The sequence below is a fragment of the Polynucleobacter sp. AP-Capit-er-40B-B4 genome (genome assembly GCF_018882245.1).
GTDB lineage: Bacteria > Pseudomonadota > Gammaproteobacteria > Burkholderiales > Burkholderiaceae > Polynucleobacter.
In genome coordinates, this window is record NZ_JACVOV010000002.1 from 195893 (window position 1) to 222621 (window position 26729).

Below are 26729 nucleotides of genomic sequence, written 5' to 3' on the forward strand. Positions count from 1 at the left end.
TACAGATTAACCGAATACGTAACCTGTGTGAGCTGCAACCAAAGCAAACAAAATAGCCAAGCTAGTAGCAGCGCCCAACATCACGATCAATGTAATGATCTTTTTGTTGATTTCTTCTTTTGATTCGTTATGCCATTCGTTCATGCTAAATCCTCTGTAAACACATTAATGAGTGGGGTAATTATCCACTATCGACCGCGACCAGCCTTGCGCATCATGCCTTTTCCCCCGCCAAAGCCTGCCTGAGGCCTTCCAGCCGGTCCAGATGGGCCTTTTGGAACAGGTGGGCGTGCTGGTGGCTTGGCGACTACTGCCTTAGCCGGGGTCTTTGAATCGGGTTTCTTTTCGTCAGTCACTTTGAGCTCCTATGGATATCATATTGCCATGATTACTGACTATTCTATCCAAGCTGTCGCAATTAATGCGATTCCCCTGATTTTTGCCATCACTATCCACGAAGCAGCCCATGGTTATGCCGCCCGTCGATTTGGCGACAACACAGCTTATATGCTGGGACGAGTCAGCCTCAACCCCGCTAAACATATAGACCCCGTTGGTACTATTTTGATCCCGCTGGTCTTACTTCTGACTGGCTCGCCTTTTTTGGTGGGATATGCCAAGCCTGTTCCAGTCAACTTTAGACGCCTCAGAAACCCACGAATTGACTCGATCTGGGTTGCCTTGGCAGGACCGGGATCCAATTTCGTGCAGGCGCTCATTTGGCTGATTGTATTAATTGGCTTGGTAGGCTTTGGGGTCAATGAGAAATTTCTGATCTCCATGTCTCAAGCGGGCATTACATGGAATTTAGGCTTATTGGTATTCAACCTATTCCCCCTTCCCCCTTTAGATGGGGGTCGAGTTCTGGCAAGCCTACTTCCCGCTCGTCAATCGATTGCTCTGGGCAAGTTGGAGCCCTGGGGCTTTTTTATTGTGTTGGGGCTCGTGTTTACTGGGGTCATTAGCGCTTTATGGATGAGTCCCCTGATGAGCTTTTTTGAATGGCTCATCCTATTAATCACCAGCCCCTTAAGAATGATCTTTTAAAACAAGCGAAAAAGGCCTTTCTGCGATATCCTGAAACACGTAGCGCACCTCACCCCAGGAGAACAATCATGAAACTACAAAAATTCGTTTTAGCAAGTACCGCAGCTGTTTTAGCGATTGGCGCAGGAGTAGCATTTGCGCAATTTCAGAAACCAGAAGATGCTATTAAGTACCGTCAAAGTGCATTCACAGTGATGGCCAATTCTTTTGGAAAGATTGGCGCGGTTGTTAAAGGCGAGGCGCCTTACAACAAAGATGAAGTTGCCAAGAATGCTGCAATCGTTGCAATGATGTCTACTTTGCCATGGCAAGCATTTGGTCCTGGTACAGAAGGCGGAAAAGCTGAATCAGCAGTTTGGTCCGATAACGCTAAATTTAAAGCAGCTGGTGAGAAAATGCAGCTAGCTGTTGCCAACTTGAATACCGCCGCTCAGTCTGGCGATCTTGAAAGTATTAAGAAAGCCTTTGGCGCAGCAGGCGCAACTTGCAAAGGTTGCCATGACGACTTCAAAAAGAAATAAGCACTCTTACTTTGAAATGAAATAACCCACTACTACCGCGATCAAGCTTAACAGCAGTAAAGCAAAACCGCGCTGTAGTCCTCCATCCTTGGAGGCCCGACCCAAGTCAGCAGGCAAGTATTTAGCCTCCTCGCTTGGGTCAATTTCTTTGTCGCCACTGATCATTGGCTTAATCAGATTTTCACCTTTATATTTTTTATAGAACCAGATCGCCGCAATATGAATAGTGATCAGCGTATAGATTACAACCTGATTGCCCTCATGGATCTGAGACAAAAATGAACTTACTGCGCTCGATACATATTTCGCCAGCGGTCCTTGAAACGCGATTTCATCATCTACAAACAAACCCGTTATAACTTGCACGCACAATACAAAAATTAATGCGAATACAGACATTGCACCTACTGGATTATGACCAAGCACGCGAGGGGCGCTTCCGCTTAAATAATCTAGGATAGCTTTTTTAGTTGGAAAGAAAGAGGCGAATCGCGCATGGGTAGATCCGAAAAATCCCCAAATTATTCTAAAGATCAATAAGCACAAAATGCTGTAGCCAAAATACGCATGCCATTGAATGGCATTGCCACCTATATTCACGCTAATGAAACTCCCCACAATGCAAAGCACTAATAGCCAGTGAAATAAACGAATTGGCAAATCCCAGACGCGAATAATTTTCTTCATGTTTAAAGGATAACTCGCTTCTCCCTTAAAATGCTGAGAATTCATGAATCCTGGCAAAGCCTTTAGAACCCTACTGCTGTACCGCATTGGTGCAACACTCAGCTACCAAATTACGATGGTGGCTGTGGGTTGGCATCTTTATGAAATCACCAATAGCGTAGTTTCACTCGGACTCATTGGTCTTGCAGAGCTTGTACCCTACTTTGCACTTGCCCTTTATTCAGGACATGCAGTTGATCACCATTCACGCAAATGGATTGCAGCCATCGCTTGCCTGATTCATATTGCAGTGGGCTTATTTTTAACCTGCATTGCGCTGGGTTGGCTTTCTCCACCAGTCCCATTGATTTACACCGCCGTTGCATTTATTGGTGTTGGACGAGCCCTCTTAAGGCCATCCTATCAAGCGCTGTTTGGCCAAATCATCCCCAGAGATCAACTGCCCAGATACACAGCCTACGCATCTTCCGCTTTTCAGATTTGTGTAGTGGCCGGCCCAGGACTGGGTGGACTCATGATTGGCTTTGCAGGCCTGGAATGGACTTACTTACTTGCTGCATTTTGTGGAGCAGTCGGCTTATACGGAATCACCTTTATTGCCGCCGCACAAGAAAAGTCGAGCAACTTATCTGGTCACTTCTTAAAAAGTTTTTTGGAGGGCTTTCATTACGTCAGAAAACATGAGCTCATTTTAGGGATCATGGCACTCGACATGTTTGCCGTTCTATTTGGCGTCGCTGTTTCTATCCTGCCAGCCTTTGTTAAGGAGGTGTTGAATGCGGGACCAGAGGCCTTGGGGATTTTGCGTGCCGCGCCCGCAGCAGGCGCTGTGATTACAGGCATCTACTTAGCCCGACGCCCGATTCTGACTGATTCCGGCAAACACTTGCTGATCTCTGTCGCTGGGTTTGGTGCGGCCATCATTGCCTTTGGTATCTCCAGTAATTTATGGCTGTGCGCCCTCTTCTTATTTATTTCTGGATGCTTTGATTCTGTGTCAGTCGTGATCCGAGGAAGCATCATGCAGCTAACAACACCGGATCATATGCGCGGCAGAATTAGCGCCATCAATGGAATCTTTATTGGTTCATCCAATGAATTAGGCGCACTTGAATCTGGCATTGCTGCCAGCATGATGGGCTTAGTACCGTCTATCGTATTTGGTGGGGTGGCGACGATTGCAATCGTTTTGATTACACATCGCCTCGCTCCACACCTCAGTAAATTACATTTAAAAGATATCTCTTAAACCCATTTACAGCATTGCTAACTTGCCACTATTTAATTTCAGGCAAGTCTTTCTGAATAATTTTTAGTCCAGCACGCAAGGCATCTTGATAGCGCTCACGTTCTGCTTTAATCGTTTCAGCAGTCCAAGTGAAAAAGCCTTCACCGGTTTTCATGCCAAACTTACCGCTAGCGATACGGTCGCTTAAACACTTTGCAATCGTTGGTGAATTATTCAAAGTCGGATAAATAGTTGCTCCGCCAGCGCCATGCACCTCAAGGCCAGCATGATCTCTTTGCATCGCTGGGCCAGCTGCGATATAGCGAAAGCCGAATCCAAAGCGTACGGCTTTATCAATATCTTCAGGTGTGCATATCCCCTCATCAACCATAGCAAAAGCCTCACGCGATAAAGCGTGTTGTAAGCGATTTGCCAAAAACCCAGGGAGATCTTTTTTCACAGTCACCGGCACCATGCCGCAAGCAGTCATTAGTCGCGAAAGACTTTCGCCAACCATTGGGGAAGTTTTTTGACCATAAACTACTTCTACACAAGGAACCAAATGTGCGGGCATAAAAAAATGTAAACCAATCATTCGGGCTGATGTTCTCAAGCCGCTCGCGATTTCACTGATAGGGAAACTTGTACTATTGCTAGCCAATACCGCCTCTGGCTTTGCATATTTTTCTAACTTAGCAAATAGCTCGCGCTTAATATCTAAGCGCTCTGGTACGCATTCAATGACTAGATCGATGTCAGTCCAATCTACCTCTTCTAGAGTGCCTGCAACAGTGAGTAAATGGGTGCGATGCTCGTATCCCAACTCAGCCATCGTATTAGCAAAGTAATCAGGCAACAGGGCGCGACGCTCGGTTGTTGGCTCGACCACCTGCACAGCACAACCACCGCGTGCGCATACTGCAGCAACGTCTGCACCCATTGTGCCGCCACCGACTATCACCACTTTGGTTTCAGCTGGTGTAAATAACATGAATACTCTCCTAAAGGGTGCCGACTTTTTCTGAAAATTCCACTTACAATGGGGTCATTATTTCAATAAAAAAGCTAGTGAGAAATGATCCCCGTCAATTCGGTGCTGCAGGTCGGCCATTTCCCTGAAATTATGCAGGCAGAGATAGATCGGCGCTTTACTCCTATTCATCATCCCGATCCGCAAGCTCCCGCTCCTGCCGGAAACTTTCAGGCAATTTTGATTCGCTCCAATACGAAGCTTCCGGAATCTCTGGTTCAACAAATTCCCAGCATTCGAATGGTTGCAACCTGCGGCGTTGGCTATGACAACCTTCCTCTGACCTATCTAAAAGCAAATGGCATTAAGGCAAGCAATACGCCGGGCGTCTTAAACGACGCAGTTTGCGAGCTAGCAGTGGGCATGATGCTTGCTCTTTTACGCCAACTTCCAGAGGCTCAGGCATACGTCAAGAGCACCGCTTGGTCAAAGGCACCCTTCAGAATCACCACTACTCTGGCTGGCAAGCGTGTGGGAATAGCGGGCATGGGCCGGATTGGCCAAGATTTAGCCGAACGCTTAAAGCCTTTTAAGGTAGAAATTGCCTATTCAGGGCCGAATAAAAAGGCGCTTCCTTACACTTACCATCGAGAAATCAAGGATTTAGCGAAAGATTGTGACATCCTATTTTTAGCCTGTCCTGCCACGCCTGAAACTAACAAGATGGTCAACGCTGAGGTGCTTGAGGCTCTGGGCACCAACGGTTACTTAGTTAATATCGCCCGTGGCAGCGTAGTCGATGAGAGCGCTCTTTTATATGCACTGCAACATAAAAAGATTGCCGGCGCCGCTTTGGATGTTTTTGAAAATGAACCCAATCCTAACAATGCTTTTTTAAATCTTGATAATGTATTGTTAACACCACATATTGGCAGTGCCACCACGGAAACACGGATAGCAATGACTCAATTAGCTGTAGATAATTTAGAAGCTTTCTTTAAACAACAACCACTTCCATCGGAAGTAAATAACTAGAAAAACGGAGCCAGCATGACGATTTCTCTGCACCCATCAACCTTACCTGCGGTGCTTTCCCCTGTTCTGACACCATTCAATGCAGACGGCACCCCAGATGCTCCTAAGTTATTAAAGCAATGTAAATGGCTAGAGGCTAATGGCGTTGGCCAAGCTATCTTTGGCACAAATTCAGAAGCCAACTCGATGTCAGCCCCACAGAAGATGAGCACCCTGACAACACTTATTGAGGGCGGCTTAAGTCCCGATCACCTCATGCCAGGTACTGGTGCTACATCAATTGATGCTACTGTCAACATGACACGTCATGCAGTAAATCACAAATGTGCAGGCGTATTAATGTTGCCGCCCTTCTATTACAAAGATGTTTCTGATGATGGCTTGTTTGCTTACTTCTCAGAAGTGATTCAAAAAGTCGGTAGCGCTGCATTACAGATCTATATCTACAACATTCCACCAGTCACCAAAATTAATTTAAGCCTTTCTTTGTTGGAGCGTTTAACAAAAGAGTATCCAAAGACCATTGTTGGTATGAAGGATAGCTCCGGTGATTGGGCTTATACAGAATCTGTCATTAAATTATTGGCGCCGCATGGCTTCCGCGTATATGCGGGTAGCGAAGTATTCTTAATGCGCGCCCTTCGTGCTGGTGGCGTAGGCTGCATCTCTGCAACTGCCAACGTGAACCCAAAAGCGATTGCCGACTTAGCGGCTCATTGGAGAGAGTCTGATGCCGACCAACGTCAGGCCAGCCTCGATCAAGTGCGTGGAATTTTTGCCAAATATCAAATGATTGCTGGCATGAAGACTGCTGTCGCTCATTACAGTAAAGATCCTGAGTGGCTCAGAGTTCGTCCGCCACTCATGCAGTTAACCGCCGAGCAACAGGCTCAATTACTCAGCGAGTTGCAACAAATTAATTTCAGCATGCCGGGCCTGTAATTTAAAAATATAAAAATCAATTAGGAGACAACAATGAAACTACTGAAAGTCATTGCTTTATCACTGAGTTTTTTATGCGCAAGCGTAAATGCTCAAAACATTTCTATTGCAACAGGTGGTACGGGCGGCGTTTACTACCCTATGGGTGGCGGACTCGCCTCAGTACTCTCTAGCAAAGTTCCCGGAATGTCCGCTACAGCAGAAGTCACCGGCGGCTCAGTCGACAACCTGAAACTCATTGGCACAGGCAAGCCTTATGTTGGCTTTTCAATGGCTGATGCTGCTAAAGATGCAACCAGCGGTGTTGATAAATTCAAGGATAAGCCAATTGAAGTGCGCACTTTGCTAATTCTTTACCCAAACCTGATGCACGTAGCGACAGTTGAGTCGACTGGCATCAAAACCATGGCTGACCTCAAAGGCAAACGCGTAAGCACTGGATCCCCTGGTAGCGCTACAGAAGTCATGGCATTCCGTCTTCTTGAAGCAGCGGGCATCGACCCAACCAAGGACATCAAGCGCGAGCGCTTAAGCGTTGCTGAATCCGTAAATGCAGTAAAAGATCGCAAGATTGATGCATTCTTCTGGGTTGGTGGCTTGCCTACTGCAGCAGTAACTGATTTGGCCAATAGCCCTGGCATGAAAATTGTCATGGTCGACACAGCAGCTGAAGTCCCAGCAATGAATAAGAAATACGGTAACTTGTATTTCCCATCCCTCATTACTAAACAAACCTATAGCGGTATGGCTAAAGACAATAATGTTGCTGCAGTTGCCAACTTATTGGTTGTAAATGCCTCCATGTCAGATGCTGAAGCTTACAAAATCGTGAAGGCTGTCTTTGACAACCAGCTCGAGTTAGTTCGTTCACATGCTGAATATCGCAATGTCAAACTGGAAACTCAAAAAGCAAATGCAACACCAGTTCCATACCATCCAGGCGCCTTAAAGTACTTTAAGGAAAAGGGTGTCAAAGTAAACTAAGCCAGCATTTGTAGTCAGGGGTGAGTCAAACTCACCCCTTTTTGTTTTAAAGTAGCGCATAAATATAAATATATAGGTTGAGACATGAATCAAAACGTTATCGATAACGAAACCCAGGAAAAATTAGACGCCTTCATCAAGCAAGAGGAAGGTGACTCTAACGACTACAAGGGTCTACTAGCCAAGTTCATCACCCTAGTTGCAGTAGGCATGTCTTTATTTCATCTTTATGCGGCCTACTCGATTGTTCCCACGCAACAGCTTCGCGTGATTCACGTTGCCCTCGTACTATTTTTGGTTTTCTTAAGTTTTCCGATAGCAGCTCGTTTTAAAAATCGACTCATGATCTGGGACATACTGTTCGCCCTTGGATCCGTAGCAATCGCCTATTACATTCTTGGTGGTGGCGATGATTTTATGGACAGAAACACTGCCCCTAACTCTACCGATGTGATTATTGGTATCGGTTTAATTCTGCTGATCCTAGAAAGCGTACGCCGAACCAATGGCATGGTGTTGGTGACCGTCACTGTTCTGTTCTTGCTCTATGCCTTATTCGGCAACTACTTACCAGCACCTTGGACACACAAAGGTTATGGCCTAGATCGCTTGGTGGGCTACATGTACATGACCCTCGAAGGCATTTATGGCACCGCTGTAGACGTATCTGCAACCCTCATTATTCTGTTCACCATTTTTGGCGCCTTCTTGCAGTTCACAGGTGCAGGTAAATTCTTTATTGATTTTTCATTTGCGGCAATGGGTGGCAAATCCTCTGGTGTAGGTAGAACCATCGTGATGTCCTCATTCTTATTGGGTGGCCCATCAGGTTCAGGCGTTGCTACAACCGTTACCGTTGGCTCAGTTGCAGCCCCAATGTTAGATAAAGTAGGTTACGAGAAGAACGCAGCTGGTGGTCTTTTAGCGGCTGGCGGGCTCGGCGCCATCATCTCACCTCCGGTGCTCGGAGCGGCAGCCTTCTTGATTGCAGACTTCCTAAAAATTTCCTATTTAGATGTGTTGCTAATGGCAACTATCCCAACGATTCTCTTTTATCTTGGCTTATTTGTCATGGTAGAGATTGATGTTCGTAAATATGGCATGAAGAGCATTCAGTTTTCATCAGCTGAAACTGCGTGGCAACTTACTAAAAAGTATTGGTTCCACTTTTTCTCACTGATCTCCATCGTCGTCTTTATGTTGATGGGCTTCTCTCCTGTCATGTCAGTATTTTGGGCAACCGTAGTTTCTGCACTATCCAGCATGTTGCGCGAAGATACTGCAATCATTCCTTGGGCATGGTTTAAGGGGAAAGAACCTATTCTTAAAGGACTCTACAACTCGAACCTCACGAAGGCCCTTGCCTCTGGATCAACCGGTGTATTAGCGATTGCTGCTACCTGTGCTGGCGCTGGTCTGATTGTCGGTACCGTTACCTTGACAGGTCTTGGTCTGAAATTTAGCTCGATTGTGATTCAGTATGCTGGCGGATCTCTTTTGCTAACAACAATCTTTACCGCTTTAGTGGTTTGGGTAGTTGGTCTGGCTGTTCCAGTTACGGCTTCTTACATTATTTGCGCCGTGATTGCAGCGCCTGCTCTCATTAATTTGGGAGTACCAGCATTTGCTGCGCATATGTTTATCTTCTATTACGCCGTGCTTTCTGAAGTTTCGCCACCGACTGCACTCTCCCCATTTGCGGCTGCTGCAATTTGCAAAGGCAATCCCTATAAGACCACTTTGCAAACTTGGAAGTATGTTGCGCCAGCCATCCTAGTGCCATTCATGTTTGTATTAGATAAGTCTGGTGTGAGCTTATTACTCATGGGATCTACTGCTGCCCTTGAGCAAGCAGACTGGATGCAAATCGCTTGGGTCTCCTTTACAGCCGTAGTCGGAATCATCTGCTTGGCTGGGGGGCTACAAGGCTGGTTCATCGAGAAAACCAAAATCTTTGAACGCGTGATTATGGTGATTTCTGGAGTTGCCCTTGCCTATCCTTCTACTGAGGCAGACTTGATTGGCTTCATCGGATTTGGCCTGGTTCTGATTACTCAAACTATTACGCATTTCAAACTGAATCCGCGGTCATCTTAAGAAAGTCTTTCTCGAAAACAATAAAGCCCGCAATAGCGGGCTTTATTTTTAGGCGAGAAGGTACAACTCTAACTTATGAGATCTTGGTCCAAGCAGCTTTGCCTGCGTACTTCTTTACAGCCGCTTCATCAAACTCAAATCCTAGTCCCGGGGTTTTATGCAATATCAGATCACCATTCTTAAAGGTGAGCTGCTTATTAATTAATCTACGGAAGTTGAGAACTTGGTCATCCAAGAAGAACTCAACAAAACGCGCATTAGGGGTGGCGGCTACCAAAGGTGCATGTAAATCATGCATCCAGTGCGGACAAACTATGACGCCTTTTAAATCTGCATAAGCGGAGATTCTTCTCCACTCAGTAATACCACCACACACTGCGGCATCAGATTGCAAAATAGCAGCGCCACCAGCATCAATAAGCTCTCTAAAACGCCAACGCCCTGCTTCCATTTCACCAGTAGCTACATTAATCTTAGTTTGACGTGCCAACGCAGCATGCAAATCGATCGCATCTGGTGAAAAAGGCTCTTCGATCCAGTAGGGGTTATAAGCTTCAAAGCGACGCACGTACTCAAGAGCAGTTGGTAAATCACGCCATGCATTGTTCGCATCTAAAGCAAGTAAAACATCGTCACCCACCGCTTTACGAGCAGCTTTAACTCGAGCTTCCTCTTCGGATGGAGACAAGCGCCCCACCTTCATCTTCACCGCCTTAAAGCCTTGCTTGACGTAAGACTCCATCTCTTTGCCGAGTTTTGCGGGAGTCTTGCCCTCCAGATAGTAGCCGCCACTGGCATAAGCTGGCACGCGATCATCCACTACTGATCCAAGGTACTGATGCAAGGGTAAGCCAACTGAACGTGCATTTAAATCCCACAGAGCGGTATCCAAAATAGAGATTCCACGCATCACTGCGCCTGCGCGTCCTTGCAAGATGGATTCGTTATACATCTCCATCCATAGACCTTCACTGCGGTGGCTATTTTGACCAATCAGTTTGGGGGCTAATAATTGCTCTACGGCAACCTTGGCGATATCTCCGCCAGCGCTGCCCACATAACAAAAGCCAATGCCTTCGTTACCATCTTTGCCGCGAACTTTCACTAAACAATAATGACGCTCAGAAACAGTGCGAGTAGAAAAAGAGGTGACTTTGTCTAAAGGCACAGCCACAGAAGCAACTTGGATGGATTCAATAATCGGCATCTAAACTCCTTAATCAAAAAATGATTGTATCCAGAATTTAAATTGCCGGCAGGACTCTAAATAAGGAATAATCGATCCATTCTTTACAGCATATGCAGGCTAAAAATGAGCAAAGTGGTTGTCATCGGAACGGGAACTATGGGGGTTGGCATCGCTGCTGGATTTTTAGCCAGTGGCGCCAATATTGTGATGCTGGGTCGCAACTCAGAGAAGGCCTTAGCCTGCCTTGACTCCATTAAGTCGTGTGCAGCATCAATCAACACTGAATGGTCCAAGGCAAACCCCACGTTACAAAGCGGGAGCATTGAAACCTGGCAAGCCTGGGGTGATGTGGATTTTGTGATTGAAACAGTTTCTGAGCAATTACAATTGAAGCAGGACATCTTTGCCCTACTAGATCAACGGGTCCCATCTCACATTCCCATTGGTAGCAATAGCTCTGGCTTTCCTATCAGCGATATTGCGAAGGATCTGCCAACAGCACATCGCATGTTCAATGCTCACTACTTTATGCCTGCCCACATCGTGCCACTGGTAGAGGTTGTTACAGGGCAGCATTCTGATTTAGCCTTGGCAGAAAAGCTCTGCCAGTTTTACCGCGCCCACGGCAAGAAGCCGGTACTAGTTAAAAAAGATATTCCAGGGTTTTTGGCAAATCGTATTCAGCATGCATTAATGCGTGAAGCGCTCTCGCTTGTAGAAGAAGGTGTCGCCACTCCTGACGATATAGATACCGCAGTTCGCTATAGCTTTGGGTTTCGCTATGCTGCAGTTGGGCCCATGACTCAAAAGGAAATCTCAGGCTGGGAAGGCATGACCTTAGCAGCAGAGTTGATATACCCCTCTCTATCTAATATCACCCAACCACCAAGCTGCGTGACCAATTTAGTGCAAAGTGGCAAAACTGGCATTGCTAAGGGCGCTGGATTTAAGGACTGGCCAGCACATGAGGCAGCTTTGATGAAGCAGAACTATGAACAAAGACTAAAGGCAGCCTTTGAAGTTCTCAAGGTCGCACCAGACCAAGATTAAATTCAATTTGTTGCAGTACAGCATATTTATTCACCTGAGCTTTCACATTATTAGATAATTGAGGGGTGAATACAAAAGCATCTTTTAGCTCCCTGTTCAGTAGGGCTGTCATTATTTTGTCTGGCTGCGCCTTTCTAAGCTCAACACCGGGCTTAGCTTATGCACAGAGCAATTCAACTCAAAGCACTAGCCAGGCTCGCAACAAAATCACAGTTCAAACCAGCAAACAAGTTGGATTGAAAGATAAATCTGCGGGCGCCAGCTCCAAAACTAGCAGCATGAGCCTGAATCCAGCCCTCTTTCAGCGCAAAGCACCAGATGAACTCATGCTCGATAGCGATGCCAATCTGGACTATCGTGTGGCACAAGGATGCTTACGACGTAGCTTTAGCGAAGATAGCCTCCCCGCAAGTATTGGGATCGATAACCGCCAGTTTGCTGAGTTCTTTAAAAACCAGACCAAAACATTTTTTGATCACATGCGTGGAGATTGCATTCCTTATGCAGTTGCTTTCGGTAGTCGCAATCGCTTTGACTCGCTGAGCATCATGAACGGCCCAATTCAAGATAGTAAGACTGAAGTATGGACATTTACACCTTCAGCAGTTGGTGGATTTTTGATTCAACAAGATATGCTTAAGAATGAATCTAAGCGCCTAACGGAGATTCGCATTCCCTTAAGAGATGTTTTATACGATCCTCGGAAAGTAAGTGACCAACTACCAGTTGAACTCGTTTGGGAATTGAACTCCCTGATTAAACAAATTTATCCAGAAGAAAATAATTCTCTCGAAAATACCAATAGCGTTGTGCGCTTGATTGTGGATTTTGGTGATCGTGAAAAATGGGCTCAAATTTGGGTGGCAGAGATTATTGATCCAACCACTAAAGAAGTTTATGCAAATGCCTTTTGGGTAGAACGTAATGACATCCCTGGTGGCTTTTTTACAGGGACAGGTGAATCTCTTGAACGCTCTTTCTGGACCAACCCCTTGAGCTATCGCCGCATCTCTCGGGGCGTTGGCATGGTAAGAGCTTCTTCAGGTAAGCGCAGTAAGACATCTGCGCCAGCAGCCAAAGCTGCACCTGCCACCCCTGCACCCGCCCCTAAGCAACGTTATCGCGCTCATATGGGCATTGATTACTCTGCGCCAACTGGTACACCCGTCTTTAGTGTTGCCAATGGCAGAGTTGCTCACATCGGTTACAGCGGCGCATTTGGTAACTTGATTATTTTGGAGCATCCAGGCAATTACCATACCTACTATGCTCACTTAAGTAACTACAACGTCGAGCTCGAATTAGGCAATGAAGTACGGCGCGGATTAGAGATTGGTTATGTTGGTTCTACCGGCCGATCAACTGGACCGCACCTTCATTTCGAACTGAGAAAAAATGGTATTTACGTTGACCCTTATGCACCCAAGACTCAACTTGATTTATGGTCTATGCGTGATGACGAAAGCGGCCAACTGACTAGAGAAATATTATTACTTGGCAGCCCCATCAAAAATAACTGAGGACCAACATCAACAAGTTATTTAGATCACATTAATCTCAGCCAAATAAAAAGGGTCCAAGCGGACCCTTTTTTACTAAGTGATGAATTAATTAACCCAAAACCAATACCGGTAACTTTGAGTGAACAATGACTTCGTGAGTCTCGCTACCCAACAAGATACCCTTAATACCCGTACGCTTATGGGAAGCCATCACGATCACATCTGCTTTCGCCTTTTTTGCACCATCCAAAATACCTTCGGATAAGTTGCTATTTGCAATATGAAGGCTTTTTACTTTGATTCCTGCACCAAGTGCAGTCGTCGCCTTCTTAAATACATCTTTTGCATAAGCCTCGCAAACTTTAGCGTGTTCTTTCTGTGAAATTCCATAGCCCATGGTGCTATCTGAGTAGACCATTGGAGGCAAGGGATCAGAAACATACACCAGGGTTACTGCAGCGCCATCTCCTTTAGCAAGTGCTGCAACCTTCTTTAAGGATTTTTTGCTGACATCCGAACCATCTACAGGTACCAATAAATGCTTAAACATATTTACTCCCCCTAAATTGAACTACTAATCTACTCTTTCCATCATAATGCTTATTATTAGCCTATAAAAGAATAAAGGTAACTTAATTGCTCAAGAATTTTGCTATCTACGCCTCATTTTTAGTCGCTCTAATCGCAATTGATTTAGTTTGGCTTTTGGGTATTGCAAAGAATCTCTACCGAGATCAGATGGGTGACCTGATGGCCAGCGAACCCAAGCTTCTAGCTGGACTTGCTTTTTACCTCCTCTATGCCCTTGGAGTCTGCATTTTTGTGATTGTTCCTGCGCTCTCAAAACAGTCCTGGATATATGCGCTGCAACATGGCGCTCTTTTTGGGCTGTTCTGCTACATGACGTACGACCTCACTAATCTTGCAGTCATCAGAAGCTTTCCAACACAGTTAGCATTGATTGATATTGCATGGGGCAGTTTTGTTACAGCCGTATGTTCAGGCATTGCCTACTGGGTTGGTAACCGCTTTTCATAGCGCATTTAATTTGAGCTTATGTTTTTTCGTCCACGACTACTAGACGCATTTAACGGATATAACCGCACCCTTTTCACAAAGGATGTATTAGCTGGCCTTTCGGTTGGTATTGTTGCGCTGCCATTAGCCATGGCTTTTGCAATTGCGAGCGGACTCAAACCAGAGGCGGGTATTTTTACCGCCATTATTGCTGGCGGTCTCATCTCACTGTTGGGCGGCAGCCGCGTTCAAATTGGCGGTCCAGCTGGCGCATTTATTGTGATTGTCTATGGCATCGTCGAACGCTACGGTGTGCCGAATTTATTGCTAGCAACCGCTATGTCAGGAGTATTTTTATTTCTGATGGGCGTGTTTCGTCTTGGAACACTAGTACGCTTTATTCCCATAGCAGTCATTATTGGGTTTACAAATGGCATTGCTTTTTTGATTGGTTTATCTCAAATCAAAGACTTCTTCGGGCTCCAGATTGAAAAAATGCCTGCCCAATTTTTTCAATCTGTTCATACGCTCTATTTAGCTGCGGATACTTTTAATCCTATAGCGCTTGGCTTGGCCTGTGGCAGCCTTGCTTTGTTGGTTTTTTGGAAGATATTTCAGAGTCGCCTAGGATGGCTATCTCACCTTCCGGGCACGGTAGTAGCAATGGTTTTGGCAACTATTGTTACAAGCGCTCTCAACTTGCCAGTAGATACTATCGGCAGTCGATTTGGAGGCATACCCTCCGGGCTTCCTTCTTTTGAATGGCTACCGGTTAGCTGGGATAGCGCTCAATACATGGTTGCACCAGCCCTAACCCTGGCGCTACTAGGCGCAATAGAATCTTTGCTTTGTGCTCGCATTGCTGATGGTCTAATTCACGATCGCCACGAATCAAATCAAGAATTAATGGCACAAGGCATTGCCAATTTCACCATTCCATTTTTTGGCGGTATGCCAGCAACTGGCACGATTGCGCGTACCGTTACTAATGTTGAAAGTGGCGCCACCACCCCGATTGCCGGTCTTGTACATCCCGTAACCTTACTTCTCATCGTCTTGTTTGCTGCACCGCTTGCTAAAAATATTCCACTGGCTAGTCTTGCCGCCATCTTGATGTATGTCGCCTGGAATATGGGTGAATGGAGAAAGTTCATTGATCTCAAGCAGTTCCGCCTACCATATCGAGTCACCATCCTCAGCGTCTTTACTCTTACGGTTGTCTTAGATCTCACCATCGCTGTTCAGGTTGGCCTGCTATTGGCTTTTATCACTTTTATTTACCGGATCTCCAGCCTATCGCGCTGCGAGATTGCTTTATCGAGCGACTTCCCAGGACTGAGCAATCAACACGGTCGAATTGACGCTTACCGCATTCATGGGGCCATCTTTTTTGGTGCCGTCAAGCTGCTAGAAAAGATTGAAACAAACTTACCGTCTCACACTCTCTTGCTTGATTTAAAAAATGTAATCTACATTGATACTTCAGGCATGGATACGATCATGGAGCTTGCACACCTTTGCAAGATTCGTAATATCCGCTTGCTAATTTGTGGCTTGGCACATCAACCACTTGAGATGGCTGAACGTAGTGACTTCATTTCTATGCTTCCGCCAGAGTCTTTCTATCCTGACCTGATTTCTGGAATTGAAGCAGCGACAGCGTAAAGGCGGCTTAAGAGATACAGAAGCCGCCTTTTAATAAAGCTTCTGGCAAAACCCAAGCTCGATATAAGCCGAAGCCACCCGTAATCAGCAGAAGTGATGCTGCTAAATAACGCACCCATCGATATTGCCCAAACTGAGTGAGCGCCGCAGAAAATTTAGAGATTAATAATAAGTTAGGCAAAGTACCCAATCCAAACGCCAGCATCAGCCCGGCACCAGTGAGAACATCGCCTGATAAAAACGCCAGCGGCAAAACGCTGTAGACCAATCCGCACGGCACTAAACCCCAAAGCATGCCGCTAAACCAACGCGATGGACCGCTAGCCATACGCCCCAAGTATTTAGCCCAGTAAGCGGCAATCTTGGAGCTGATCCACTTACCTCCCAGCAAGCCTTCTGAAGAACCCGCTTTTAAAAGACGAATACCCATCAATATCAATATGAGCGAAGTTAACGCAAAGAGAGGACGCTGAATAGGTATGAGGCTTTGCTGCCAAACCACAACCCCCACAGCAGCGGCAATAACACCCAAAAGAACATAAGTCGTCACACGCCCAAAATGCATGATTAACTGCAGGTAAAAAAGCTCGGATTTAGCCCTTAATGGGGTCTCCAAAGCGACGGGCCTCTCGATGGCTGCCGCTATACCCCCACACATCAGGGCGCAGTGCCAGCCGCTCACAAGAGCGCCCAAAAATACGGCAAGTAGTAGGCTAGAAGTTAGCATCCGCTATCGAAATAAAGGTTAAAAAACGGGATTCACTACCCATATAGAATAAACTGACTGCATAATTAGTTCCAATATGAATTACAAACCTACCGATACCCCAACCAGCAAATGCTCAGTATGTGTACTGGGTCAGTTTTGCCTGCCGGTTGGTCTAAACAGTAGCGAAGTCTCAAAAATTGACAGCCTGGTTAAAGAGCGCGTCCACCTGCAAAAAGGGGAAAGCTTATATCGCCATGGCGATCTACTCAGTTCTGTATACAGCGTCCGCTTTGGCACTCTCAAAACTGAATTTTGCCTCCAAGATGGTCGCCAGCAAGTCATTGGGTTTCATCTTCCCGGTGAAATCTTAGGCTTAGATGGAATTGGCGAAGGTCATTACCAATCGGATGCAATTGCATTAGAAGAGAGTGAAGTTTGTATTATTCGCTACGAAGCCTTTGAAGATTTAGCGCGTCAAATTCCGGTACTACAAAATCAGTTTCATAAAATCATGAGTCGCGAACTGACTCAAGATCAACGCCACTTACTTTCTCTTGGCACAATGCGCGCTGAAGAAAGATTGGCTGCATTCTTATTAAGCCTCTCTCAACGTTTAGCAGCGCGCGGATATCTAAATAACGAATTTGATTTACGTATGAGCCGCAATGACATTGGCAGCTATCTTGGCATTCAAATTGAAACTGTCAGCCGCATGCTCTCACGCTTTGCTGAGTCAGGTCTGATTCAAATTAAGCAACGTCATATTAAACTGATCGATATGAACGGTCTATATGAATTGGCAGGCATTCCAAACCCTGACCGCCAGAGCTGCTCTACCCCAGAAATCCCAATCAAGCAGGCTTAAATTAAGCCGCGATCTACTTCCTTGCTATCTGGTGAGTCAATACCAGGCAGGATATAAGCTGTAAGCGCACTAGATGCAGCGCAAAAGATCCAAATCGCAAAAAATCCAATGGTATAGATACCCTCATCCGAGATATCTGGATGATGGCCAAAAAATAGCAAGTCCTGTGGGTGAATTATGGTGAATAACAAGCCTTCTGCCATGCCAGCCACCAAAAAGGAAGGCCACAAAATCCAGATCAGTAGGCGGTATTTCATTTTTGAGCCTGCGTATCTTTAAGCTGCTCAACTTTTAATCCCTGCTTCATTACACCGTCACGCAAAGGCTTATCAGCATGCATATTAATTGCCAAATAGATAGTAATGATGCAACCAATCATGGCTACTGCAGGGCCACTAATTAATAGCCATGGCCAAAGTTGCTTGAACCAAGGTTTAGTGGTTTGCTGTTCTGTCATATACATCCTCTCCATTGCTCTTAGCTTAACGGGGAATAATAAAAGTAGATTTTTCTTCGCGGGTTCTAGTAACTTCTTTATCACCCACCAACTCTTGCGCCGTTACATCAAAATGTATTGGATAATTTCCGGAATTATTTTGTCCAATAGTAGTGCTAACTTTAATTGGCATCAACTGATTGCTTGCTGGTGCTACTTCGATTTCGTGAATTTCTTTGCCTTGAGAATTCAGAATTTTTAAGTCATCCAAACCTGTAGCCTTAACTTGCACCTTCATTGGATGCTCAGAGGCATTCATAATCTGAATGCGATAAATATTCTCAATCCTGACACCCTCAACCTCGCGTGCCAAAGCTCCACGATCACGCATTACATCGACCCTCAAGGGGTTTCGGGTTGCTAAAGAGAATAGAAAAGCAGAAGTTAGGACTGTAATAAAAGCTGTATAAATCAACACACGCGGGCGCAGAATATGACGGATAGCACTTTGATTAGATTCTTTATCTTCAATCGCACGTTCCGTTGTGTAGCGAATTAAGCCCTTGGGATAGCTCACTTTTTCCATCACCTGATTACAAGCATCAATACAGGCGCCACAACCAATACACATATATTGCAAGCCATCACGAATATCGATACCAGTTGGGCATACCTGAACGCAGATGCTGCAATCAACACAATCGCCCAAACCCAAGGAAGTATGGTCAGCAGACTTACTACGACTCCCTCTAGGCTCACCACGTACTTTGTCATAGGTAACTAAGAAGGTATCTTTATCTACCATCACACTTTGGAAACGTGCATATGGGCACATATATTTACAAACTTGCTCACGCATAAAACCAGCGTTACCCCAAGTGGCAAAGCTATAGAAACACAGCCAAAAGGTCTGCCATGGCCCAAGCGAGAGATGCAACAATGCAGCGCCTAAAGTTTCAATCGGCGTGAAATAGCCAATAAAAGTAAAGCCAGTCCAGAATGCAATCAATAGCCACAAAAAATGCTTAGTGATCTTCAAGCGCCATTTGCGGAAACCCCATGGCCACTCTTCACCATCTAAACGAATACGAGCAAAACGGTCACCCTCCACCTTGCGCTCGATCCACATAAATATCTCGGTATACACCGTTTGTGGGCAAGCGTATCCACAGAAAAGACGACCAGCAACTGCCGTAAACAGAAACAAAGCTAACGCCGAGAGAATTAATAAGAGCGTCAGATAAATAACATCTTGTGGCCAAAGTACGAGACCAAAGATATAAAACTTACGCTGGATTAAATCAAAAAGAACCGCCTGACGATCATTCCAACTTAGCCATGGCAAGCCATAAAACAATAATTGGGTTGCAAGGACTAGGATGAAACGCCAGCGGGCAAAGAGGCCCGAAACGGAGCGTGGATAAATCTTTCGCCGAACCTCGTAAAGAGACTCCTCAATAACTTCTATTGGAACAGGTTTCCCACCCGGCGGAAGATCTGACACTAAATACTTTTCTTACTTCGCTACTGTTGGCTGCTTATTATTAGATAAGCCCCAAACATAAGCTGTTAACAACTGGATTTTCTCAGGACTTAATACTTTATCTTGAGCGGGCATTTGTGCCATACGACCCTTGGTGACAGTCTCAACAATAGTTGCTTCTGAAGCACCATATAACCAAGTCTTATCAGTTAAGTTAGGTGCACCTAAAGCGATATTACCTTTGCCATCAGGACCATGACATGCAGCGCAATTTGCTTTAAATACATCAGCGCCACGAGCTGCTTTGAGGTCATCTGCTGGCAAACCGGAAAGGCTACGAACATAATTAGCAACATCAACAATTTGTTTGCTATCTAACTGCGGAAATGGAGGCATGACACCAGCGCGACCATTCACAATAGAAGCCTTAATATTTTCTGGTGAGCCACCATAGAGCCAGTCGCCGTCAGTCAAATTAGGGAATCCTTTAGCGCCGCCCGCATCTGATCCATGGCACTGCGCACAAGAATTTAAAAACAAACGTTGACCCATCTCGCGTGCCTTTGGATCAGCAGCAACTTGCTCAATATCCATCTTCACATACTTAGCGTAAACAGGCTTGAGCTCATCATTGGCATTGGTCATGGACTGCATTAAGGCGCCGTCAGTGCTGTAACCCAATACGCCTGGGTACGAACCTAGACCTGGATAAAGAACTAGGTAAACCAAAGCAAAAATGCAAGAAATTAAGAACATCCACATCCACCAACGTGGTAATGGATTATTCAGCTCACGCAAATCGCCATCCCAAACGTGACCAGTGTCATCCACTTGGCCGTCCGGCTTAAGTGTTACCTTGGTCTTGCGTTGAGAAAATAATAACCAGATGCACCAAAAGATACCGACCAATGTTACTAAGGCGATATAGGCACTCCAACCGGCACCAAGAAAGTCACTCATGATTTATCCTTACTGAATTCATCGGGTAGATCGAACGGAAGTTCGGCGGATTCTTGATTGGCAGACTGTCTTTTTGAAGACCAAGCCCACCAAACGATTCCAATAAAAAATACCAAGCCAAGCACGGTAGATATTGCTGAGAGGTAAGGTGCAATAGTTTGCATAGTTCTCATCGCTAAGAATTACTTAGCGACTACCTCATCAACAATGATGTATCTACGATTCACGCCAAGACCCTGAAGATATGCAATCAATGCATCTTCTTCAGTTTTACCTTCCAACTCTTTAGGTGCATTTGCAATTTGCTCATCGGTGTATGGAACACCTAAGCGACGCATGGCAGCCATATGAGAAGAGATCGTATTTGCAGCGGCTGGCTTTTGCAAATATGGATAGGCAGGCATATTGGACTCAGGAACCACATCACGCGGATTACGCAAGTGAATCCGATGCCAATCATCGGAATAGCGACCACCTACGCGAGCCAAATCTGGGCCGGTACGCTTGCTTCCCCATAAGAATGGATGATCAAATACAGACTCGCCAGCCAAAGAGTAAGGGCCATAACGCTCTACTTCTGAACGTAAAGTGCGAATCTGTTGCGAATGGCAACCTAAGCAGCCTTCACGTTGATAAATATCGCGACCAGCTAAACGTAAAGCAGAGTATGGCTCAACACCTGGACTAGGCTCAGTGGTTGAGTGCTGGAAAAATAAAGGAACGATCTGCACTAAGCCTGCAATCGAAATTGCAGCGATAGTGGCAATGATCAGCCAACCAACATTACGCTCAAGCGTTTCGTGGGAGAAAAATCGACGTTGTTCTGACATGTTCTTATCCTTAATGAGCTGCTACAGATGCTTGTGGAATCGCAGCGTCGATGAATTTTTTACCGACCACAGTCTTGTAAACGTTGTAGGCCATAACAAACATGCCGCTTAGGTAGCATAAGCCGCCTAATAAACGAATTACATAGAATGGATAAGTAGCTTTTACAGACTCAACAAAGCTATAAGTCAAAGTACCATCTGGCTCGAATGCTCTCCACATCAAGCCTTGCATTACACCGGCAATCCACATAGCTGCGATATAAATCACCACGCCAATAGTAGCGATCCAGAAATGCACCTCAATTAACTTCGTGCTGTACATATCCTTTTGACCAACTAAACGTGGGATTAGGTAGTACAGGGAGCCGATAGTAATCATGGCAACCCAACCTAAAGCGCCTGAGTGAACGTGTCCGATGGTCCAGTCTGTGTAGTGAGACAAGCTATTAACAGTCTTAATCGACATCATGGAACCTTCAAAGGTAGACATGCCGTAAAAGGACAGAGCTACAACTAAGAATTTCAGGATAGGGTCACGACGGAGTTTGTACCAAGCGCCAGACAAAGTCATGATGCCGTTAATCATGCCGCCCCAAGATGGCGCCAACAGGATCAAGGAAAACACCATCCCCAAAGACTGAGTCCAGTCTGGCAAGGATGTGTGCTGCAAATGATGAGGGCCTGCCCACATGTAAGTGAAGTTCAAAGCCCAGAAGTGGACGATTGATAAACGATATGAGTAGATTGGACGTTCTGCTTGCTTTGGGATGAAGTAGTACATCATGCCCAAGAAGCTAGTAGTCAAGAAGAAGCCCACCGCATTATGACCATACCACCACTGAATCATGGCATCTTGTGCTCCAGCGTATGCTGAGTAAGACTTGAAGAGGCTTGCTGGCATCTCTACGTTATTAACAATATGCAATACAGCAATTGTCAAAATATATGCGCCGAAGAACCAGTTTGAAACATAGATATGCTTTGTTTTGCGCTTAATCACAGTACCAAAGAACACAACTGCATAAGCCACCCAAACTACAGTGATCAATAAATCGATTGGCCACTCTAATTCCGCATATTCTTTTGAAGTCGTAATACCTAATGGCAAAGTAATAGCTGCAGAAACAATCACTGCCTGCCAACCCCAGAAGGTAAACGCCGCCAATTTGTCACAGAAGAGTCGTACTTGGCATGTGCGCTGGACGATGTAATAAGACGTTGCGAATAACGCCGATCCACCAAAAGCAAAAATCACCGCATTGGTATGTAGCGGGCGCAAACGACCGTAGCTCAACCAAGGAATATTAAAAGTGATTTCTGGCCAGATTAACTGAGCTGCGAGGATAACCCCCACAAGCATGCCAACGATTCCCCAGAGCACAGTAACAATGGCAAATTGGCTGATAACCTTGTAGTTGAAGTTATCTTGATTACTCCCCACGGTAAGTCCCATGGTTTCTCCTTTTTTGTGACCAAACAGCGACATAATCCAAATAGACTGGATTGATTATCAAAGTAAGGATGTTGAGGGAGTTTGATCTATATCAAAAAGGGTGGGGCAAATTCAGGAAGCAGGGAAAGAAAGTTGCTTATTTCCTAGATCTCTTTAAATATATGTCTATTTTTGAGAGTGCTTACTAACTTCTTTGGGTCTAGGCACATCGTCATCCATCAAAATAGCTTGGCCCGGGCCATCCAAATCATCAAACTGACCACTCTTAATTGACCAGTTCAAAATCCAAACCAAAAGACCAATGAGGACTAGTGACAAAGGGATGAGGAGATAGAGACTTTCCATTCCTATAGTCTAAGCCTTTCGTAAACGCCAGGCATTTAAGGTCACCGCAAGCGAGGAAAGTGACATGCCGATTCCTGCGACCCAAGGATTGACCCAGCCCATCATCGCCGCCGGAATGGCAAGTAGGTTATAGATCAGAGCCCATAATAAATTCTCTTTAATGATTGCCTGGGTTTTATCCGCCAATAACAATGTTTTTGCCAAAGGCTCTAATGAGGCAGCGGTAAGAATGGCATCAGCTCCAGCTGCAGCTAATGGCGCACCCGCTCCAACAGCTATTGAGATATCTGCGCGCGCAAGTAAAGGCGCATCGTTAACTCCATCGCCAATAGCCCAAATAAAGCGCCCTTCCTTTTGTAAGCGCTCAATGTAATCATATTTATCCTCGGGGGTGCAGCCACCTTTATGGTGCTCTATACCAACATGATGAGCCCACCAAGCAACCGTCTCACGATCATCACCTGAAACCAAATGAATCGAAATATTTCTAGACTTCACTACTTTTAAGAATTGCTCTAGCCCCACCCTTGGTGTATCCAAGAAAACAAAGCTAGCGATTAACCCTTGTTCATCAGCTAAATGCACCTGACCATATTGCCCCTGTTGAGCACCTTGATCTACGCCCAACCATAGCGCGCTTCCCAGCCGATAGGATCCAGAACTTAAACCTCTACCCAAAAGATTAATAACGGGTTCGCTTAACAAAGGTAGGGTGAGCGCTTCATTTTCTGCAGCACGTAACAATGAGAGCGCTAGTGGATGTCTCTGCCCAGCCTCTAGCGCTGCCGCCAGAGCTAATGCATCCTCGCGTCGATAGTCCTGACGAAGATTAATAATCTCTTGTAACTCTGGCTGCCCTATCGTTAAGGTGCCGGTTTTATCTAGCACTAAATCAGTTACTTTTACCAGGCCCTCCATCACATGACCACGCACGATCAGCAAACCCAATTTAGTCACAGCACCTTGAGCAGCTGCCATGGCAGTGGGAACTGCTAGCGATAAGGCACAAGGACAACTAGCAACCAAAACTGAAACTAAAACTGTCCATGCGCGACTAGGATCAAAGTAAAACCAAATTGCTGAGGAAGCAAATGCACTTAGCAATAGGAAGGCGACAAAGTATGCTGTCCATTTTTCTGCAAGACTCACCATTATCGGCTTTGCAAGCAATGCTTGATCCAGGAGGGATGCAATTCCAGCAATACGAGTAGATTGCCCTACTGCCTCAATACGCATAAACAATGGATTGAGAATATTGTGTGTTCCTGCATATACGTGATCGCCAATTTTTTTCTCTACCGGCTTAGATTCACCGGTGAGTAATGACTCGTCTAATGCACTTGCATTTTCAATTAAGACGCCATCAGCAGGTACGACTTCACCAGGGGATACTCGCAATACTTCACCCGGGTTGCAGTTGACCACTGGCACAACTTCGATTTCTTGTATTGCAGGGTAATTAAATGCGCGCTCACAGGTAGCGGGCAATTGTTTTGCTAACGCCTCTGCACCGCCTTGTGCATCCTGTCTTGCCAATAACTCAACATATCTTGCAGCCAATATAAACGCTACAAACATTGTGATGGAATCAAAATAGCTTTTCCCCGACCCCGTTACTAAATTAATAGTGCCTGCAATAAAGGCCAAGGCTAAAGCTAAGGCTATAGGAACATCCATGCCAAGCATATGCGTCTGCTTGACCGACTGAATACTGCGCCAAGATGCCTGGAATATGGGTCCAGCTGAGTAAACGATTACAGGGACAGTGAGAGCCCAACTTGCCCAACCCATCAACAACTCAAACTCAGGTGTAATGTCAGCACCAGTATAGGTTGGCCATGCATACATCATGACCTGCATCATGCCAAGCATCGCAACGCCAAGGCGCATGAGTAATTTACGCCTCTCAACTTTTGCCCTATCCAAAGATTGAGATGGCTCGAATGGCCAAGCCTCGTATCCAATGCGCTCAATTTCAAATAGCAATCGCGCTAAGCTTGTTTTAACTGGAGAAAAGCGCACCATCACTTTTTGAGTGACGTAATTAATTTGTACGTCCTGCACACCCGCGTTACGACGCAAATGCTGTTCGCATAACCATACACAAGCTGCGCAACGAATTTTCTCTAAACGTAGAGTGGTCTCTAAGCTACCCTCATCTCCAGATGGTCGAGTGAAGCGACCACGCAAAGATGGGTCATCGTAAGGCTTAAGTTTTTCTGGAATTTCATTGCTCGCAAGATAGGCCGCTGGCTTGTCACCAGACTGCGAGCGCCTGGCATAGAAAACCTCTAAGCCCTCACCGTGAATGGTTTGGGCAATAGCCATACAACCCGGGCAGCAAAATGATCTAATCTCACTGCCTAATTCTGCTTCGATTAAATCGCCTGGAAGGATCTGGCTTGAGCAGTGATAGCAAACTAAAGAATTTGATTTATTCATTCAATTACTCATGCACGCACTGCGCTACCCCAACCTCTTCGACGCTCGTAAATGACGAACAACACGCCCCATATCACCACGGCAACATATGCCCAAACCCAAGCTACTTGAGAAGAACGTGAACCCGATATATCCAACACGAAGCCAAATATTGCGGGGCCCAATAAACCGCCGCCAAATCCCATTAGCGAGTGCAAACCCATCGCCGCGCCCTTAATATTTTCCTGAGCACTAATGACCAAGCCTGCGGTAAGTGTTGATGAATCTGCCATGATGAAAATAGCATGTCCAATAGCAAGAGCAACAATCAACCACCATGACTGCCCTGTTGAACAAGCAAATGCAATGCCCAATACAGCGCTAGTCAGCATCACAATACAAACCCACTTCTGGCGCCCGACTCTTAGAGCAATCTCATTACCTAATATTGAGGCAGGTACGCCAAAGAAATTAATCACTCCAGCCAAGGTCGTTGCTGCTAAAAAAAAGGATTCTCCTGATGCCACTGCACAAAAAGCGAAAAAGGCAACAATCCAGCTTCTAGATGCAAAGAGCTCCAATGTATGAGCGGTATAGCCAAAAATAAATCCAGAGGCATTTTTATCTTGCAAAACCAGCTTCCATTTACTCACTGGGAAGATGTCGTGCAGACGTATATTGATTGGCCCCTTCCACTTCTCATGCTGCAATGCTGGAATAAAAATCAAGACAATCAAAAATGCAGCCAATGGGCCTAAAGCAATCAGGCTAAATACATAATGCCAACCTAACGCACTCAAAATCCAACCGGAACATAAGTAAGAAAACCCTGTACCAATCCCAAAGAAGGCTGTGTAAAAAGCAATGTGTCGTGTTAGCTCGCCAGACTGAATCCGATCGGACAAAATTTTAAGACCCGGCATATAGGTGCCAGCAAGACCAGCTCCGTTTAATGCCATAAACAATAGTGCGGTCCAAAAGTTATACGCCAACAAACCCATACCAAGAAGTCCGCAAGTAGCAGTAAGACCGCCCACCAAGTAAACCTTGCGTGCATCAACCCGATCGGTCAAGGCGGTTGCCAATGGAACCGCCAGCATGTAGCCAAAGAAAAATGCACTGGCGATTAAGCCTGACTGCAAATTACTGAGGTGCCACTCCTCTTGAAGAGCGGTTAGCACTACCGCGTAGCAAGCAAAGCCCAATAAGGCACAGGTTTGTGCCAAGAGCATAAGGGGGGTATAACCAGCTGAACGGAAGCGCATAAGTAGTCAGTAGAAATGTGAACTCATT

General features: G+C 45.7%; 29 protein-coding genes. 12 read left to right on the forward strand and 17 right to left on the reverse strand.

Going from position 1 to position 26729, the window contains the following annotated elements:
• Positions 1–6: 6 nt before the first annotated feature.
• Together ICN19_RS05975 and ICN19_RS05980 are read right to left on the reverse strand one after the other, a co-directional pair.
• Positions 7–144 carry a hypothetical protein gene (locus tag ICN19_RS05975; protein WP_012358215.1) on the reverse strand — a complete coding sequence of 46 codons (138 nt, stop codon included), beginning with the start codon at positions 142–144 and terminating at the stop codon, positions 7–9.
• A 44-nt stretch (positions 145–188) separates the two neighbouring features.
• Entirely contained in the window at positions 189–356 is a 168-nt protein-coding gene (locus ICN19_RS05980; RefSeq protein WP_161484716.1) for a hypothetical protein, read from the reverse strand.
• A 28-nt stretch (positions 357–384) separates the two neighbouring features.
• Here ICN19_RS05980 and ICN19_RS05985 point away from each other — a divergent pair, with 28 nt between their 5' ends.
• The gene (locus ICN19_RS05985) at positions 385–1047 is read left to right on the forward strand and encodes a site-2 protease family protein (RefSeq protein WP_216246217.1); all 663 of its coding nucleotides are present in this window, start codon (positions 385–387) and stop codon (positions 1045–1047) included.
• 68 nt (positions 1048–1115) lie between these two features.
• Entirely contained in the window at positions 1116–1568 is a 453-nt protein-coding gene (locus tag ICN19_RS05990; protein ID WP_216246218.1) for a cytochrome c, read from the forward strand.
• Positions 1569–1574: 6 nt separating this feature from the next.
• Here the strand turns inward: ICN19_RS05990 and ICN19_RS05995 are convergent, their stop codons facing one another.
• The gene (locus tag ICN19_RS05995; protein ID WP_255536956.1) at positions 1575–2300 is read right to left on the reverse strand and encodes a cytochrome b/b6 domain-containing protein; all 726 of its coding nucleotides are present in this window, start codon (positions 2298–2300) and stop codon (positions 1575–1577) included.
• Here ICN19_RS05995 and ICN19_RS06000 point away from each other — a divergent pair.
• A complete protein-coding gene (locus ICN19_RS06000) occupies positions 2299–3504 on the forward strand; it encodes an MFS transporter (protein ID WP_216246219.1) in 1206 nt (401 codons plus the stop codon). The two genes, ICN19_RS05995 and ICN19_RS06000, sit on opposite strands and share 2 nt — an antisense overlap.
• A 28-nt stretch (positions 3505–3532) precedes the next feature.
• Here ICN19_RS06000 and ICN19_RS06005 read toward each other — a convergent pair whose 3' ends face one another.
• Positions 3533–4474, reverse strand: coding sequence for a 3-hydroxyacyl-CoA dehydrogenase family protein (locus ICN19_RS06005; protein WP_216246220.1), 942 nt, complete (start codon positions 4472–4474; stop codon positions 3533–3535).
• Positions 4475–4558: 84 nt separating this feature from the next.
• Between ICN19_RS06005 and ICN19_RS06010 the strand changes: the two genes are divergently transcribed.
• The 4 genes from ICN19_RS06010 (at position 4559) to ICN19_RS06025 (ending at position 9511) form a co-directional block, all read left to right on the forward strand.
• Positions 4559–5488, forward strand: a complete 930-nt coding sequence (locus ICN19_RS06010; protein ID WP_216246221.1) for a 2-hydroxyacid dehydrogenase — start codon at positions 4559–4561, stop codon at positions 5486–5488.
• A gap of 15 nt (positions 5489–5503) precedes the next feature.
• Complete coding sequence (locus ICN19_RS06015) at positions 5504–6430, forward strand: dihydrodipicolinate synthase family protein (protein ID WP_216246222.1); 927 nt, start codon at positions 5504–5506, stop codon at positions 6428–6430.
• A gap of 33 nt (positions 6431–6463) precedes the next feature.
• Positions 6464–7414 carry a TAXI family TRAP transporter solute-binding subunit gene (locus ICN19_RS06020; RefSeq protein WP_216246223.1) on the forward strand — a complete coding sequence of 317 codons (951 nt, stop codon included), beginning with the start codon at positions 6464–6466 and terminating at the stop codon, positions 7412–7414.
• A gap of 84 nt (positions 7415–7498) precedes the next feature.
• On the forward strand, positions 7499–9511 hold the full coding sequence (locus ICN19_RS06025; protein ID WP_216246224.1) for a TRAP transporter fused permease subunit: 2013 nt from the start codon (positions 7499–7501) through the stop codon (positions 9509–9511).
• Positions 9512–9584: 73 nt separating this feature from the next.
• Here ICN19_RS06025 and ICN19_RS06030 read toward each other — a convergent pair whose 3' ends face one another.
• Positions 9585–10718, reverse strand: a complete 1134-nt coding sequence (locus ICN19_RS06030) for a mandelate racemase/muconate lactonizing enzyme family protein (protein ID WP_216246225.1) — start codon at positions 10716–10718, stop codon at positions 9585–9587.
• Positions 10719–10823: 105 nt separating this feature from the next.
• Here ICN19_RS06030 and ICN19_RS06035 point away from each other — a divergent pair, with 105 nt between their 5' ends.
• Together ICN19_RS06035 and ICN19_RS06040 are read left to right on the forward strand one after the other, a co-directional pair.
• Positions 10824–11750 carry a 3-hydroxyacyl-CoA dehydrogenase NAD-binding domain-containing protein gene (locus ICN19_RS06035; protein WP_216246226.1) on the forward strand — a complete coding sequence of 309 codons (927 nt, stop codon included), beginning with the start codon at positions 10824–10826 and terminating at the stop codon, positions 11748–11750.
• A gap of 65 nt (positions 11751–11815) precedes the next feature.
• Positions 11816–13270 (forward strand): M23 family metallopeptidase, encoded by a 1455-nt coding sequence (locus ICN19_RS06040; protein WP_370625150.1) that lies wholly within the window; start codon positions 11816–11818, stop codon positions 13268–13270.
• Positions 13271–13361: 91 nt separating this feature from the next.
• Here ICN19_RS06040 and ICN19_RS06045 read toward each other — a convergent pair whose 3' ends face one another.
• Positions 13362–13802, reverse strand: coding sequence for a universal stress protein (locus tag ICN19_RS06045; RefSeq protein WP_216246227.1), 441 nt, complete (start codon positions 13800–13802; stop codon positions 13362–13364).
• A gap of 86 nt (positions 13803–13888) precedes the next feature.
• Between ICN19_RS06045 and ICN19_RS06050 the strand changes: the two genes are divergently transcribed.
• Positions 13889–14290, forward strand: coding sequence for a DUF2177 family protein (locus ICN19_RS06050; RefSeq protein ID WP_216246228.1), 402 nt, complete (start codon positions 13889–13891; stop codon positions 14288–14290).
• Between the two features lie 18 nt (positions 14291–14308).
• Positions 14309–15934 (forward strand): SulP family inorganic anion transporter, encoded by a 1626-nt coding sequence (locus ICN19_RS06055; RefSeq protein WP_216246229.1) that lies wholly within the window; start codon positions 14309–14311, stop codon positions 15932–15934.
• 7 nt (positions 15935–15941) lie between these two features.
• Here ICN19_RS06055 and ICN19_RS06060 read toward each other — a convergent pair whose 3' ends face one another.
• The gene (locus ICN19_RS06060) at positions 15942–16661 is read right to left on the reverse strand and encodes a sulfite exporter TauE/SafE family protein (protein WP_216246230.1); all 720 of its coding nucleotides are present in this window, start codon (positions 16659–16661) and stop codon (positions 15942–15944) included.
• 76 nt (positions 16662–16737) lie between these two features.
• Between ICN19_RS06060 and fnr the strand changes: the two genes are divergently transcribed.
• Positions 16738–17508, forward strand: a complete 771-nt coding sequence (fnr, locus tag ICN19_RS06065; RefSeq protein ID WP_216246231.1) for a fumarate/nitrate reduction transcriptional regulator Fnr — start codon at positions 16738–16740, stop codon at positions 17506–17508.
• On the opposite strand, the gene ICN19_RS06070 is transcribed toward fnr, so the two are convergent.
• From ICN19_RS06070 to ICN19_RS06115, 10 genes are all read right to left on the reverse strand, one after another.
• Positions 17505–17765, reverse strand: a complete 261-nt coding sequence (locus ICN19_RS06070; RefSeq protein WP_216246232.1) for a hypothetical protein — start codon at positions 17763–17765, stop codon at positions 17505–17507. The genes fnr and ICN19_RS06070 overlap by 4 nt on opposite strands.
• The gene (locus tag ICN19_RS06075) at positions 17762–17965 is read right to left on the reverse strand and encodes a FixH family protein (protein ID WP_216246233.1); all 204 of its coding nucleotides are present in this window, start codon (positions 17963–17965) and stop codon (positions 17762–17764) included. Before ICN19_RS06075 ends, ICN19_RS06070 begins: the two co-directional genes overlap by 4 nt.
• A gap of 25 nt (positions 17966–17990) precedes the next feature.
• On the reverse strand, positions 17991–19448 hold the full coding sequence (ccoG, locus tag ICN19_RS06080) for a cytochrome c oxidase accessory protein CcoG (protein WP_216246234.1): 1458 nt from the start codon (positions 19446–19448) through the stop codon (positions 17991–17993).
• A gap of 12 nt (positions 19449–19460) precedes the next feature.
• Positions 19461–20387 (reverse strand): cytochrome-c oxidase, cbb3-type subunit III, encoded by a 927-nt coding sequence (gene ccoP / locus ICN19_RS06085; protein ID WP_216246235.1) that lies wholly within the window; start codon positions 20385–20387, stop codon positions 19461–19463.
• Positions 20384–20551: a CcoQ/FixQ family Cbb3-type cytochrome c oxidase assembly chaperone gene (locus tag ICN19_RS06090; protein WP_216860658.1), complete on the reverse strand. Its 168-nt coding sequence runs from the start codon at positions 20549–20551 to the stop codon at positions 20384–20386. The genes ccoP and ICN19_RS06090 overlap by 4 nt, the downstream gene beginning before the upstream one ends.
• Before the next feature lie 18 nt (positions 20552–20569).
• Positions 20570–21217: a cytochrome-c oxidase, cbb3-type subunit II gene (ccoO, locus tag ICN19_RS06095; RefSeq protein ID WP_216246236.1), complete on the reverse strand. Its 648-nt coding sequence runs from the start codon at positions 21215–21217 to the stop codon at positions 20570–20572.
• 10 nt (positions 21218–21227) lie between these two features.
• Complete coding sequence (gene ccoN, locus ICN19_RS06100) at positions 21228–22670, reverse strand: cytochrome-c oxidase, cbb3-type subunit I (RefSeq protein WP_216246237.1); 1443 nt, start codon at positions 22668–22670, stop codon at positions 21228–21230.
• 165 nt (positions 22671–22835) lie between these two features.
• Positions 22836–23015 (reverse strand): cbb3-type cytochrome oxidase assembly protein CcoS, encoded by a 180-nt coding sequence (gene ccoS / locus ICN19_RS06105; RefSeq protein ID WP_068324457.1) that lies wholly within the window; start codon positions 23013–23015, stop codon positions 22836–22838.
• Between the two features lie 9 nt (positions 23016–23024).
• A complete protein-coding gene (locus ICN19_RS06110) occupies positions 23025–25457 on the reverse strand; it encodes a heavy metal translocating P-type ATPase (protein ID WP_216246238.1) in 2433 nt (810 codons plus the stop codon).
• An 8-nt stretch (positions 25458–25465) separates the two neighbouring features.
• Positions 25466–26701 carry an MFS transporter gene (locus ICN19_RS06115; protein WP_216246239.1) on the reverse strand — a complete coding sequence of 412 codons (1236 nt, stop codon included), beginning with the start codon at positions 26699–26701 and terminating at the stop codon, positions 25466–25468.
• Positions 26702–26729 lie beyond the last annotated feature (28 nt).